This is a genomic window from Candidatus Trichorickettsia mobilis, from assembly GCF_034366785.1.
Taxonomy (GTDB): domain Bacteria; phylum Pseudomonadota; class Alphaproteobacteria; order Rickettsiales; family Rickettsiaceae; genus Trichorickettsia; species Trichorickettsia mobilis_A.
The window spans coordinates 860653-874926 of record NZ_CP112932.1; the positions used below are offsets into that span (position 1 = coordinate 860653).

At 34.0% G+C, this 14274-nt stretch carries 13 protein-coding genes; 6 read left to right on the top strand and 7 right to left on the bottom strand.

From position 1 onward, the window contains the following. Window positions 1-15 precede the first annotated feature (15 nt). From blaOXA to Trichorick_RS03950, 5 genes are read right to left on the bottom strand one after another with little or no spacing between them, the layout of a single operon-like run. Complete coding sequence (gene blaOXA, locus Trichorick_RS03930; protein WP_323737736.1) at window positions 16-813, bottom strand: class D beta-lactamase; 798 nt, start codon at window positions 811-813, stop codon at window positions 16-18. Between the two features lie 12 nt (window positions 814-825). Beyond that, on the bottom strand, window positions 826-2271 hold the full coding sequence (gene gatB, locus Trichorick_RS03935) for an Asp-tRNA(Asn)/Glu-tRNA(Gln) amidotransferase subunit GatB (RefSeq protein WP_323737737.1): 1446 nt from the start codon (window positions 2269-2271) through the stop codon (window positions 826-828). Continuing rightward, window positions 2271-3752 carry an Asp-tRNA(Asn)/Glu-tRNA(Gln) amidotransferase subunit GatA gene (gene gatA / locus Trichorick_RS03940; RefSeq protein ID WP_323737738.1) on the bottom strand — a complete coding sequence of 494 codons (1482 nt, stop codon included), beginning with the start codon at window positions 3750-3752 and terminating at the stop codon, window positions 2271-2273. The genes gatB and gatA overlap by 1 nt, the downstream gene beginning before the upstream one ends. 38 nt (window positions 3753-3790) lie before the next feature. Further along, on the bottom strand, window positions 3791-4093 hold the full coding sequence (gatC, locus tag Trichorick_RS03945; RefSeq protein ID WP_323737739.1) for an Asp-tRNA(Asn)/Glu-tRNA(Gln) amidotransferase subunit GatC: 303 nt from the start codon (window positions 4091-4093) through the stop codon (window positions 3791-3793). An 8-nt stretch (window positions 4094-4101) separates the two neighbouring features. Then, the gene (locus tag Trichorick_RS03950) at window positions 4102-4563 is read right to left on the bottom strand and encodes an outer membrane protein assembly factor BamE (RefSeq protein ID WP_323737740.1); all 462 of its coding nucleotides are present in this window, start codon (window positions 4561-4563) and stop codon (window positions 4102-4104) included. Window positions 4564-4723: 160 nt separating this feature from the next. On the opposite strand from Trichorick_RS03950, the gene rpmF reads away from it, so the two are divergent. The 4 genes from rpmF (at window position 4724) to Trichorick_RS03970 (ending at window position 10262) form a co-directional block, all read left to right on the top strand. Continuing rightward, window positions 4724-4921: a 50S ribosomal protein L32 gene (rpmF, locus tag Trichorick_RS03955; protein WP_323737741.1), complete on the top strand. Its 198-nt coding sequence runs from the start codon at window positions 4724-4726 to the stop codon at window positions 4919-4921. 58 nt (window positions 4922-4979) lie between these two features. Continuing rightward, the gene (locus Trichorick_RS03960; RefSeq protein ID WP_323737742.1) at window positions 4980-5975 is read left to right on the top strand and encodes a beta-ketoacyl-ACP synthase III; all 996 of its coding nucleotides are present in this window, start codon (window positions 4980-4982) and stop codon (window positions 5973-5975) included. Window positions 5976-6598: 623 nt separating this feature from the next. Then, a complete protein-coding gene (locus Trichorick_RS03965) occupies window positions 6599-9655 on the top strand; it encodes an ankyrin repeat domain-containing protein (protein WP_323737743.1) in 3057 nt (1018 codons plus the stop codon). Between the two features lie 286 nt (window positions 9656-9941). Continuing rightward, the gene (locus tag Trichorick_RS03970) at window positions 9942-10262 is read left to right on the top strand and encodes an HU family DNA-binding protein (protein WP_410250232.1); all 321 of its coding nucleotides are present in this window, start codon (window positions 9942-9944) and stop codon (window positions 10260-10262) included. Between the two features lie 254 nt (window positions 10263-10516). Here the strand turns inward: Trichorick_RS03970 and Trichorick_RS03975 are convergent, their stop codons facing one another. Then, the gene (locus Trichorick_RS03975; protein WP_323737744.1) at window positions 10517-11743 is read right to left on the bottom strand and encodes an acyl-CoA desaturase; all 1227 of its coding nucleotides are present in this window, start codon (window positions 11741-11743) and stop codon (window positions 10517-10519) included. 236 nt (window positions 11744-11979) lie between these two features. Here Trichorick_RS03975 and Trichorick_RS03980 point away from each other — a divergent pair, with 236 nt between their 5' ends. Beyond that, complete coding sequence (locus Trichorick_RS03980) at window positions 11980-12348, top strand: hypothetical protein (protein ID WP_410250265.1); 369 nt, start codon at window positions 11980-11982, stop codon at window positions 12346-12348. Here Trichorick_RS03980 and Trichorick_RS03985 read toward each other — a convergent pair. Further along, window positions 12345-13148 carry a leucine-rich repeat domain-containing protein gene (locus Trichorick_RS03985; protein ID WP_323737745.1) on the bottom strand — a complete coding sequence of 268 codons (804 nt, stop codon included), beginning with the start codon at window positions 13146-13148 and terminating at the stop codon, window positions 12345-12347. The two genes, Trichorick_RS03980 and Trichorick_RS03985, sit on opposite strands and share 4 nt — an antisense overlap. Before the next feature lie 141 nt (window positions 13149-13289). Between Trichorick_RS03985 and Trichorick_RS03990 the strand changes: the two genes are divergently transcribed. Next, entirely contained in the window at window positions 13290-14162 is an 873-nt protein-coding gene (locus tag Trichorick_RS03990) for an SDR family oxidoreductase (RefSeq protein WP_323737746.1), read from the top strand. Window positions 14163-14274 lie beyond the last annotated feature (112 nt).

A 14274-nucleotide genomic window follows, 5' to 3' on the forward strand; every position in this document is an offset into this window, starting at 1 on the left:
AGTAGACCTCTCGAGTTATTTTTCTAACTCATCAATTAATTTCCACAATTTGTTTCTTGCTTCATCTCTCGCTCTAAAACTTGCAAAAGTGTCTTGTTTTTTATCATCTGTAATGTGGCTTGCAAATATAATGATTCGCCCGTCTTTTTCAATCCAACCAACAAACCAGCCATGCTGTAGCTCTAATTTTTTAGTTCTATCCAAGTTTAGTAGCCGACCATTTCCTGTTTTTCCATAAAGCTTCCACCCTCCTGACAATTCTTCTCTAAACATGATATTTTTTGTCATGGAATAAGATTTTTCACTCGCAGGCAATGCGTGATCAACTAATTTTTGTAAAAATATCGTTTGTTCTTCAGGTGAAATTTCAAGAGAACTTGACAGCCACGAGTTGGTTAGTCCATTATTTTTGCCTTTATCTCCTGAAACATCTTGATTCCCATAGTTAAATTTTACGACATAATCTGTAAATTTCTCCATTCCAAGTTTTTGCGTTAAAACTTGGGAATACCAAACGCAACTATCTCTCATCCATGTTCTAGGATTATGAGCTCCCTTGCAAACATTAATAAAAAGATCATAACCTTCTTCAAACGGCCACTCAGGATGAGTTTCATTCTCTAAGACTCCAGCGTCGTAACCCATCAGACTGAGAGGAATCTTGAAAGTGGATTCAGGGGCATGGCGCGTTCTACAGTTCCCCTCTTGTTTGATGACTTTGTTATTTTCTTTAACTAAAAAGCATTTTGTTTCTGCTATTACCTGAGTACTAAATAACACTATAGCACTTAAGAATAAAATAGCTTTTTTCATAACTTATCCAAATTAATTTGCCAATAATTGGTTCTTCAACAACTCATTAACCAATGATGGATTTGCCTTACCATTGGTTTTTTTCATTATTTGACCAACAAAAAAGCCAAATAGCTTTTCTTTACCATTTTTATATGCAATTACAGATTCTACATTATCTTCTAATACCTGATTGATAACCAACAAAATCTCATCTTGATTGGAAACTTGTACCAACCCTTGTTCTTCAATAATTTGTTGTGGCGAAGTACCATTATCAAACATGATTTCAAAGACAGTTTTGGCAATTTTCCCGGAAATCACCTCATCTTCAATCAATTTAACCATATTCCCAAGCATTAACGGCGTAATCTTACACTCTGATAATTCTATATTATTTTTATTTAGCTTGCCGAATAATTCGCTAGTGATCCAGTTAGCTACGATTTTGGGATTAGCAATTTTTATTGCTGCTTCAAAATATTTAGCTACTGCTTCATCCATTACAATCACTTCAGCATCATAATTACTAATAGCTAACTCTTTGACATATCTGGTCATTTTAGCATCAGGTAATTCTGGCAATGTTTTAGCAATATCATCAACCAGCTCTGGTAATAATTTTACCGGCAATAAATCAGGGTCAGGAAAATAACGATAATCCTGAGAGTCTTCCTTTAATCTCATAGTTCTGGTCTCGCCGGTGTCAGCATCGAACAATCTGGTTTCCTGTGCAATTATACCATTATTTTCTAAAATACTCACCTGACGCAGCGCTTCAAATTCTATGGCTTTGGCAATATGACGCACAGAATTTATGTTTTTGATCTCACATCTAGTGCCAAGCGGCGCACCGGCTTTGCGTACTGATACATTCGCATCACAACGCAATGATCCTTTTTCCATATCGCCATCGCAACTACCAATGCAACGCAATATACTTCTAAGCTTCTTTACATATTCTGCTGCCTCAAATGGAGAGCTCATATCCGGCTCAGTAACTATTTCCATTAAAGCGATACCACAGCGATTTAAATCAATAAAGCTTGAAGTAGGAGACTGATCATGTAAACTCTTTCCTGCATCTTGTTCAAGATGTAAGCGGTTTATTCTAATAGTTTTTGCCGTTCCGTCTTCAAGAGTAATAGTGATTTGGCCATTCTGTACTATCGGTTGATAAAATTGTGAAATTTGATAACCTTGAGGCAAATCCGGATAGAAGTAATTCTTACGGTCAAATACTGAATATAAATTAATTTTAGCATTTAAAGCCAAACCGGTTTTGATGGCCTGATGTACACAATATTCATTTAATACCGGCAACATTCCTGGCATCGCTGCATCTACTAATGATACTTGGGAATTTGGCGTTGCTCCGAACGAAGTAGAGCTACCTGAAAAAAGTTTGGATTTAGATGATATTTGTGCGTGAACTTCAAGCCCGATTACGTATTCCCAGTCTCCGATGACGTAAGCCATTAGAACCCTCCCGGTATAAAATTGACATTGCTTCTTGTGCGCTCAATGGCTGCAGCCACTTTGAGAACATTATATTCGTCAAGAGTAGAGCCAATAATTTGCATCCCTAAGGGCAATCCATGCGCAGAAAGAGCAGCTGGTACAGAGATACATGGCAGACCAGCAAGACTAGCCGGTATAGTGAATATATCATTTAAATACATAGTTACCGGATTATCTTGTCTTTCGTTAACGCCAAAAGCAGCTGACGGTGCTGACGGTAGTATTATTGCATCAACTGTAGTAAAAGCTGTTTTAAAATCATTGGCAATTAACCTGCGTACTTTTTGTGCCTTTAAATAATAAGCATCCATAAATGCTGCTGATAATACATAAGTGCCAATCATTATTCGACGTTTTACTTCGGCACCGAATCCTTCTGAGCGTGTTAAAGAATAAAGTTCATCAATGCTTATTCGCTCCTCTTTCGTTCGATGACCGTAGCGAATACCGTCATATCTGGCAAGATTTGATGAAGCTTCAGCAGAAGCGATAACATAGTAGGTAGGAATGGCATAGTTAGAGTGCGACAAATCGATATTAATAATTTCTACTCCTTCTTGTTTAAGGATGGTAATGGTTTCCTGCCACATATTAATGATCTCTGCTGCAATTCCTGGAGCAGTCATCAAACTCATTGGCACCCCTATCTTCATACCTTTTACTGATTTGCTACATGCAGATACAAGTTCTGGTACTGGTGTATCTATCGAAGTTGAATCCAGGTCATCAAATCCCATCATTACTTCTAACATTCGAGCAGTATCTTCTATAGTCCTGGTAAAAATCCCGGCCTGATCAAGAGAGCTTGCAAAAGCAATCATTCCCCATCTAGAACAACGACCATATGTAGGTTTCATACCTACTATACCAGTAAATGCCGCAGGTTGACGAACGGAACCACCAGTATCGCTACCTAGCGCAGCCATGGCAGTAAAACTGGCAACTGCTGCAGCAGAACCGCCTGATGAACCACCTGGCACCAAATCTTGAGTAGTATTATTTGCTCGCCATGGATTAATAACGTTACCAAAATGGCTGGTAATATTCGCTGAACCCATAGCAAATTCATCCATATTAGCTTTACCCAGCATGATTGTTCCTTGATCTTTAATATTCTGACTAACTCTGGATTCATATGTCGGCACAAAATTAGCAAGTATCTTAGAAGCAGCAGTAGTTTTAACTCCTTTAGTACAAAATAAATCTTTAACGGCTACAGGAATACCCTCAAGCTTACGAGCTTGTTGAACTCGGTAATGTTGATCAGCAACATTAGCTTGCTCTAGAGCAAGCTCTAATGTCTCTGTAATATAGGCATTTAATTTTCTATGTTGAATTATCCGATTAATATGAGCCTCAGTTAGTTCTACACTTGAAAACTGCTTATTTTGTAAACCACTTAAAGCTTGGCTAATCGTTAATTTTGTTAGTTCATCCATATTGCAACTTCTTTTATATGATTCAAATGCTATCTAATTTACTCTAATATTTTAGGAACTATATAACACTTAATTTCTTTGGCAAAATTTGCATTATTATCAGGAACATTAGCAAACAATTCATCGGCAATACTAGCACTCGTAACAACATCTTGACGCATTCTTGGTGTTATATCACAAGCAGAAGTTAGGGGAGTAATATTACTACAATCAACTTCATTTAATGTATCTATCATCTCCATGATCTCAGTTAATTCTTTGGCAAAATTTGTAATCTCGTCAGTAGTAAAATGTAATTTGGCTAATTTTGCGATTTTGGTAACGTCATTAGGAGTAATCATTTGTACCTTTATTTTTTACTACGTTTCTTCTTGCCATCAGTAGTCTTATTAAATCTACCAATATTCTTAATAAAAGTTTGAATGCCGTTCTGTTCTGTACCATAAGCTTTAGTATATTCACTTACCACTTCAATATCTTCTGTGTGGTTATCATTTAATACTACGACTTCTTCGATAATATCATCTTTAGTAAATTTTATTTTTACAATTCGTTGTTCAATAGTTTTTGGTTGAAACCAGGCGCGTTTTCCCATAAACCTATGTACGTAATACCAAGTATCTGGAGTGTAATCCGGAATAATAGTTGGAGTACCGATTAACTCTTCTACCCCCGCTTTAGTTAAGTTCTTGTTTTCTAATTTATTGACAGTACTATCGTCAACATATTGTCCTCTTACATCTAGTGTTTGACAGCTACTAGTAAATAACAACATTGATATTAAGGTTAGTATAGGAATAAAAATTTTCATATTGTTGCTTAAATATAATCTAGATTTCAGAATTGAAATATAGTACACTGCGCGGGTCTTTGACAAATACTTTTTAATTGACTTGAGTAAATTGTTGCGTGAACAGCACTTAGTACTATAAAAGGTCTGTTAATAATTTGTACTTTAAATGAGGTTTTAAATGGCAGTACCAAAAAAGAAAACATCAAAATCACGTCGTAACATGCGTCGTGCTCATCATGCATTAGGTAAGATCAATGTGGTAGTTGATAGTCGTACTGGTGAATATAAGCTACCACATCATATGTCATTAATTGATGGAACATATAATGAGCGATTAGTGATTGCTAAAAAAATAGCTACTGATGAAGCAGTTTGATAGTAACTTATCATTAGTGGAATCCTGATTTTATAGGTCTAGAGGTGCATAAGATTATATGACGTGTAAAATTATTGGATGTGGTGGCTATTTACCAAAAAAAATAGTAAGTAACCTAGATCTAGAGTCGTTTGTTGATACTACAGATGAGTGGATAAAATCAAGAACCGGAATTTTACAAAGACATCTAGCAGCTAGTGATGAATATACTTCACATTTGGCATTCAAAGCTGCTGAACATGCTTTGCAAGACGCCAATTTACTACCTACTGATATTGATTTAATCATTGTTTGTACAACAACGCCGGATAATAGTTTTCCCTCTACTGCTACTAAAGTACAAGGATATTTTGCATTAAAAAATACTCCCTCATTTGATCTACAAGCAGTATGTTCTGGTTTTATTTATGGGCTACAAATAGCCGATAGTCTAGTGGCATCTGGAAAATATAATACCATATTACTAATTTGCGCAGAAAAAATGTCATCTTTATTAGATTGGAGTGATCGAAGTACTTGCGTATTATTTGGTGATGGTGCTGGAGCAGTAGTGCTACAACGTAAGAGCGCCTCTGATAACCGATCATTAGTTGTATCTCCTGGAACAGAGATGAATTCTGGGATAATTGATAGCCAGATATATTCTGATGGTAGTTATGGCGATCTGCTATATACTGATGGCGGGGTGAGTTCTAATGGCCAAAGTGGTAAAATTAAAATGAAAGGTCCAGCTTTATTTAAAAATGCTGTAGAAAAAATGACTGATTCGGTTATCGAGATTTTAGTAAAAAACAATTTAACTATTGATGATATTAGCTATTTTATACCTCATCAAGCTAATATCAGAATTATTCAATCGATTGTTGAGCGGCTTAATATCAACGAGAATAAAGTAATAAAAACAATAGCTAAACATGCCAATTGTTCGGCATCATCAATTCCCTTGGCTCTCTCTGAATTAAAATCCTCAGAGGCACTAAACGAAGGCGATATTATCCTTTTTACAGCTTTTGGGGCGGGGTTAACTTGGGGGTCTGCGCTATATACTTGGTGAAAATTAACACAAATCCTTGAATACTCTCTAAAATATAAACACATTTAAAGAGAGTGTTCAATGAACCATACGCGTCAAGTTAAGGAAAAGAAAGGTATAAACACTACCCCACCACACCTCGTCATTGCGCGGGTGTTGTCGAAGCAGTCCAGTAAAACGAGTAACTATAACTAGATTGCTTCGACAACACCTGCGCAATGACGTGCTCTATTTTTATATTGAACACTCTCGAGTACCTGCGGGTCTAGGTTCCGTGTCTCCTTCAAATCCTCTCTCATGCTTGAGTTTGCTAGAGAAGTCTAATGTCATCCCGAACCATGCCCTGAACTTGCTTCACGGGTTGTTTCGGGATCTCATCAATTAGCGAGAGATCCTGAAATAAATTCAGGGGATGACATTACCAATTTTTCACTTACACAGAGTGTATATGCTATAAAATCGAAGTTGGAATGATATATTTTCTTAATATATTAATATAAATATATCATTCTTTTATATATATGTGTGTAAATTCATTGACATTTATAGAAATTTATATTATTTTATTGTGTATAGATACTTAGATATTATATTCTAATAAGAATCTTTAAACTAAATTACAAAAAATTAATGAGATTGCTAATATGTCAAAAAGAAAGATTGTTCCCCAAAAGATTGCTATTAAGCCAAAATCTACTCAAAAGTCCATTAGTAAATTTGAGGTTAATCAGGAATTAATATCTCTTATAGGAGGTGATTATGCACGTGAGTTAAAACAGTATTATACTGAGCGAAATCAAGCATTTAACGATTACTATAAGGAGAACTATGGTACTTTTAAAGAGTTTTATACGAGTAATACTGAAGTACAAGAATTTTTAAGACAATTTAATACTAAGCACAAAGAATTTAAAACATCCTATACTAATGAATACCAAAAATTGCAAACATCTTATAAAGCTCAAGAATTTGAGGTTAAGAAGAAAGAACTTAATGAACTTTATATGAATAAGGAGACAAAATTTAGAGAGCATTATATTATTATAGAGAACAAATTGAAAGCTAAATATACGGAAGAATGGAATGAACAACGTAAGGATGCGAAGAAAAAATTTCATATGGATTTTTATACTGATTTAGAGCAAAAATTGGCTGCCGGTAATAGTACTATTACTCAACTAGATGTATTTAATGCGCGGTATATTACTGAGCATGATCAAATATTTATACCAAAAGATTATTATGAGAGTCGTATGGAAGTACTAAAAAAGATTGTGCAAGACCATCCCGATCTACTGTATAATGTGCCTTATGTTGGTGTATCTCTTTTTAAATGGGCTAGTAGTGAACGCAAGCTCAGCGTATATGAGTTAAATCAATTATTAACTCTAACAGATAGTAATGGAATACCAGCAGTAAACTTTAATGAATACAATTACGAAGGTAATACTTTTTTAATTCAGCATATTCTCTTTGGTAATTTGGGGATAGTTCGAATACTACTTGATCTGAAAGATGGTAATGGCAATCCGCTGGTAAACGTCAATCAGGTAGATAAACATGCGGGTGCATCTCCTTTGATGTGGGCTGCGGGGGATAATAAGATGGAAATCCTTAAGCTACTATTCAACCTGAAAAATAGTGATGGCAGCCAAATGACAGATATTAAGATGAAAAATAATCTCGGTGAAAATATTTTACATTTTACTGCACGTGATCACAACAAAGATCAACGTACAATGAAATACTTATTAGGACAAAAAGATGAGAATGGCTTACCTTTATTTGACATCAATGAACGGACTCCAAGCGGTTGGACAGTTTTGGATTGTTATGATAATGATCCAGAGATGTTGCAATTTTTGTTAAATCATGGAGCTAAATATAAAGAAAAAGGAGCACACTCTGAAGAAGCAGATATTGCTAATGCTGGTCAATCCTCTCATGATAGCCGTGTCGATAAGCGCTCCAAAGAGTTATTATTACAACTACGTGAGAATTTTATGGTTGTTACAGATCTATATCAAGATTTATTTCCGGTTATTAACAATGCTATTACAGAATTAGGCAATATTTTCGCATCACCTACCCAAGATCAAAAATTAATCTCTATACCATTATTATTAATAAATGCTAAGGCCAGGGAGACTCTAAAACAAGCGCAAGATAGCCTATTACAAGCAAAATTGGCAACAGAATACAAAAACAAAAATGCAGAAGAGCAGCAAGAGCTAACGGATATTATATTAGATCCTAAGAAATTTTTTGCAAAAGCACTAAATACTATAGAAATAGTAGCAAAAAATAGCTGTAAAATAGGTAATGAGGAAACAACTTTTAACGAAGTTCTTGCTTTAGTTTTTAATGCAATGTTAGGAATTACTGAAGAAAATCCTAATGATAACACGAATTTGTGTAGTAATTTTATTAATCTTTGCGCTGAACTAGTAGATATGAGTACCACCTATTCTGCAGACAAAGGACTCAGTTGTAGTAATGGTACAATAAAAAAGCTGCTTAGTGTCATTGATAGTAAACATGAATCTTTGCAACCACAAGATGCTCCAAAATTAAATGTAGGTAATTATGAATACACAGAAGAGCAACTACAAGGATGGGTTATGGAAGCTTGGACAGGATTCAAGAATAAAGATGCTTTTATAGAGCATTATTTTGGTGGCGGTGATCAATTTAAGTTAGTGGTGAATGAATTTAGAGGTAAAATATTTCAGGTGTTATGCACATACCTATACGATAATAAATCATCGATTCCAGGTATATGTGAGATTGTCTCTAAGATAATCCAACCAAATACACACAAACACACATTGGAAACTCATCCAGAAATGGTTCTCACCGATATATTGGAAGCAATAGTTGATGAGTACGATAGGATGAATGCGTACAAGAAATACTTGCCATACGATGGCATAACGAAGCCCAACGATATTTACTATTACTTGGTTAAAGGAGGATGTAATAAAGAGGAGTTAGAGGATTTTCTTTGTGCTAATGGTGCTGGTCATGATATTAAAGCCGATAGTAAAATACATGCAGAAATGCTGTCATGCGCTAACTTGCTTAACAAGTATGGAAATCTTTGGGACCGTGTAGGTATTGATACTGCTAAACGTGAAGCTTTGATTGATGTTTTAGAACAAAAATCTGCAAACTCATTTAAGGACGCATTACAATTGATTAAAGACGATCATTGCGCCGAGTTACGGCAGAAGCTTATAGATGAGCAAATTGAAATAATTGTTTTTGATAAAAATAATCCATTAAGCTGGAAACAAATAAATGATTTACTTACAATTCTACCAGGAACCAAAATAAGCAGTATTAGTCTGAGTGCAAGTGATGCAACAGGTATTAACGGTTTTTTATCATCTTTAATCGAGAAGAACATTACTATTGAGTTTAAAATAGAAGTAAAGGGTTTTAACATCAAACATAATATTCTTACTAATGAGCTTTGTGAGTATATAGCTGAGTATAATCAGCACAAAAAACACTGGGATCAAAAAACATCATATGATAAGCTTGATAATATTAACCATTATTTGGGAGCGTTAGAAACTTACAATGAGCAGAAAACTATAATTAATTTAGGATCATCAAATACAATCGAAAACCTAGAGACAACAGCATTATTAGGTTTAACAAATGATACTAGTGCCAATATTATATCTGAGGAATAAATTTTTTATAAATAATAAGTTATTAGATGATAAAAACTTAAAGAAAGATAAAAGTTTACTATATTGTCGTTCTCGAGTAAAAAAGTAGGAGAGTGTTGTTTACGGTTTTTTTTAACCTGTCATTGCGAGACCATGTTAGTGGTCGAAGCAATCCAGTATTAACCCCGAGTTTCTGGATTACTTCGGAGCTAAAGCTCTTCGCAATGACAGGTTGTAGCTTTGCAAGTCGCATATAAACGCTTAAACTTAACATTTATGAACGCTCACAAAAGTAGATTAAAATATTATGAATACTACAAATCAAAACTCTATTACTATTACCAAGGAAAAGATCGCTGCCATGCTAAAATCAAAACTAGGATTCTCTGGCGTGGTTTGTGAGGAAATAGTAAATCAAATTTTTAACCAGATGCAAGTTATTTTAAAAAGTGAGCAGAAGTTAGTATTGCAGAAGTTTGGCAGTTTTAGTATCAATAATAAGAAAGCAAGACCCGGTCAAAATTTGCAGACCAAAACTCAAATGATTATTGAACCAAGAAGCGTTGTCAGCTTCTCTCCTGCCAAATATTTAAAGAATATAGTTAATGATCATCATGAACTAAAATGATTGCAAATTTACAATATAAAAAATACTACTTCATTGGTGAAGTAATAACCATACTCCAAATACCTGCTCATCAGTTTATGATATTTGGAGAAAGCTTTACCAAATTTTACTGTTACTAAAATTAAAGGTCGACGATATTGTACTCAAAATCACATACTTAGAAGAGGGCTAATTTTGAAAAATCATGGTCTATAATCATATATGTACACATAAACAAAAATCTGCAATTCCTATCCAGCATTATAAATTTTTGATCAAATTTTAAAACGAAACTCGCAATGAGTTGCAATATATTTGCTAGAATCTAATTCCAACCGCTTAAGTTTTATTAGAATTTTTTCTATTTCTTCTTGTTTTATAGAATTAGAATTATTTATTAAATATTCCATTCTTTTTTCAAGAAACAAAGCTTTCTGTTTGAATTTTATTAATTTATTACTTACGTTTGTGCTAACTTGACTAAGATGTTTGTCCATTTCTTTTGTTAAAGTTTCGATTAACTTAATTAACATAGTATCTATATCATTTAATTGCTTTTTTATGTTAATAGAGAATTGCTGTTTTGTCAGTTCAACTTTTGCCTTAATCCGTTCACGAGGTGTTCTCACAACATCGTTTGCCAAACCTAACTTTTCCATTAGTGCTATTATCCATTTGTGCACATCTAATTGATACCATTTGTGTCCATTCCTATAATCGCGTGGAAAGGCGTGGTGAAAATTATGCCAATTCTCTCCAAGAAACACAAAAAATAAAGATGGTATATCGCCTGCAGTACTATTTATATATTCTTTGCTTCCAAAAAAATGCACTACAGAATTAATACAGAAAGTTGCTTGTTGCTGGATGGCTCTTCCAATACCAATAAATATGAATCCAGCTAAGGAATATTGCAAACTACCACCTATAGCATAACCTATACAAAATGGAACTAATGTATTTACTATTATTGCTATACTCCAATAATTTTTAAATTGCCACATAATGATTTTGTTTTTTCCTAACCTCTTTAAAGCACTCCTCTCTATTTGCTTTCTAGGCGCTCCGCCATCTAACATCCACCCTATATGCGACCAAAAAAAACCTTTTAATTTTCCTTTAGTTGAATACTCATTCTTATTTTCTTCTAGCAGGCAGTACTTTAGAGGAGTATGTGGATCTTTTCCTAACACATCAGTATATGAATGATGTTTATCATGATCAGAAACCCAAGCAAGCACTGGTCCTTGCAAGGTTCCAGCTGATACTACTGCTAAAACAAACTCGATAAATTTGTTTGTTTTGTAAGATCCATGCGCCCATAGCCTGTGTATTCCTACCCCCACAGAAATACAAAAAGTATAAAAGGAGGCAATAATACATATAATTTCAAACGTAGAAATTCCGAATTTATTCCAGTAAAGGAATCCTAAAAAACATATTATTAATGGATATACTATCAGTACAAAACCAGCAATATAATTTATTTTAATATTTTTCATGGCAAACTGTTTTAGATAAATCAAGTTCTCGAACTACAAATTAGAGAATTTTTGATAGATTATTACTTTGTAAAAAAAACACAAGTACTTTTTTGGCTCTTATACCACCTTTTTATCTACTCCGCAAACAGGTAGTCATGTATTGTCTACCGACAACTGTAATTGTCGATTAGATTTTAGGCAGCAAGAAGCCTTCTACTTTACGCAAATGGTTAAAGCGTTACGAAGAGAAAGGGATAACAGGATTAAAAGAACTTAGCAGTAGGCCTCATTCTTTTTCTAGGAAAATATCAGACCAGCAAGCAAAGCTTGTGCTATCTCTACGTAATGAACGTAAATCAGGCGTTAGAAGAATACAAAGTGAGATCAAAAGATTATATGATACTTCACTTTCATTATCTACTATTCATAAAATCTTTAAAAATAACAATATATCATATTTACAAAAGAAAAGGCATTATCGCAAACAAGTCAAAAGGTATAATTGCAAGTTTCCAGGAGAACTAGTACAAATAGAACTTTGTAAAATAGCAGGAGGCTTATATCAGTATACGGCCATAGATGATGCCAATTTTTGTATAAATTTTTCAGTCCATTATATTTAACAATTAGCATACTCTTCTGTGGCATTTCCTATAATAGTATACTCTATGGCATTTCCTATAACTTTCCCTACCAATTCCACCATATTTTCTGAATTATAACACATAGTATTTAGGTACTTAATAGTGGGCGGGATATTTTTTTCAATAAAGTCTACTCCTTCTTTGTTAGAAAAATTACCACGTACATCTAAAGACACTATCTTAGTATGTGGTAGAGTTAGAGCCAACCGTTTCAAACCAATACTGCTAATAGAATTACAGCAGATATCAAGAAATTTAATTTGCATTTCAGGTAATCTCTCTGTCAGAGTAATAAGACCACAATCTCCAAATTTATTGTCACCTACATATAAGACTTGAATAGATAAAGGCAAATTAGCAAATATAGCTTCTATACCTTTATCTCCTATTAGATTGCTATTAAGATTTAAATACTTTAGAACAGAAAAATTAAATATTCCTGCTAAGGTTATAGAGGTTTTGTCACCTAAAGCATTAGAAGCTAAATTAAGCCCCTTTATAGTGCCACAGATTAGCAGCTTACTTATTGTAGCCAAATTTTTTTTAATAATAAGTTGTGAGTATTCTAAATTTAAGCAACTTGCTGAATAATCAATAATATTGGCATTGCTTTCTTTAAACGTAATAGTTACATCTGTAGTAGAAGTTTCAATAGTAATTTCATTAACTTGTTCAAAGGATTTGTCATGAGAATAAGATTTACCACTTAGAAGATTACATAATTTTTGTAAAAACGAGGTTTGAGCTGGTTGAGGATTATACGATTTTATCTTAGACATATATTTATCTTATTAATAGTTGTATAAATAATATTATAGTTGATAAGTTAATTATTGATTAACTATTATATGTCTTTTTCTAAGCATCAACTATGTTCTGTTATTTCACCTAGATTTTAACCTCTACATAAATTTTATATTATGAAAAATTCTTTATTTATTTTTGGATTAGGATATTCAGCCAGTGTATTAGCTAAAAATTTAGCTGCAAAGAACTGGCATATTTCTGGTACTTCACGAGACTACAATAAATGTCGGGATTATCAATGTCTTGGCTATGAAATGTTTGATTTTGCTGATACTAATATTCAAAAAGCATTGATTAAGAGTACACATTTGCTGGTTTCTATACCACCATCCACAGAGCAAATAGATCCTACTCTTGAGTTATACGGTAATTATTTACGCAGTAACCTAAATGGATCTTCTTTGCAATGGATAGGATATCTTTCTAGTACTGGAGTTTATGGTGATCATCAAGGAGCATGGGTTGATGAAGATACTTTATTAAAACCAAGTAGTAATAAACGCGCAGAACAACGCACAGCGGCAGAAATTGCTTGGCTAACTCTTGGTCAAGGACTTAATATTCAGACTAATATATTTCGTCTATCCGGTATTTACGGACCACAGCGTAACGTAATTCAACAATTAAAACATGGACAAGCACAATGTATTTTTAAAGAAGGACAAGTGTTTTCTCGCATTCATGTAGATGACATTGCAAATACATTAGAAATATCTATGCATAAATCAATGGCTGGTGCCATCTATAATATAAGTGATGATGAGCCAGCACCATCGCATGAAGTTATGCAGTACGCAGCTTCATTGCTTGGTTTGCCACCACCAACAATCATTCCCTACCATCAAGCAGCTTTATCAGAGATGGCGCAAGAATTTTATAGCAATAACCGTCGTATTAAAAATGATCGCATCAAAAATTATTTGGGGATCAAGCTCCAATATCCTACTTATAGAGAAGGGTTAGCAACGCTTATATACTGCGAGTAAATGAAAAGTTGGTAAAAATGTTTGTCATGCTGAACTCGTTTCAGCATCTCGTCAGGAACTCTCAAGATGCTGGAACGAGTTCAGTATGACTACTGCTATCCAAGGCTACGCA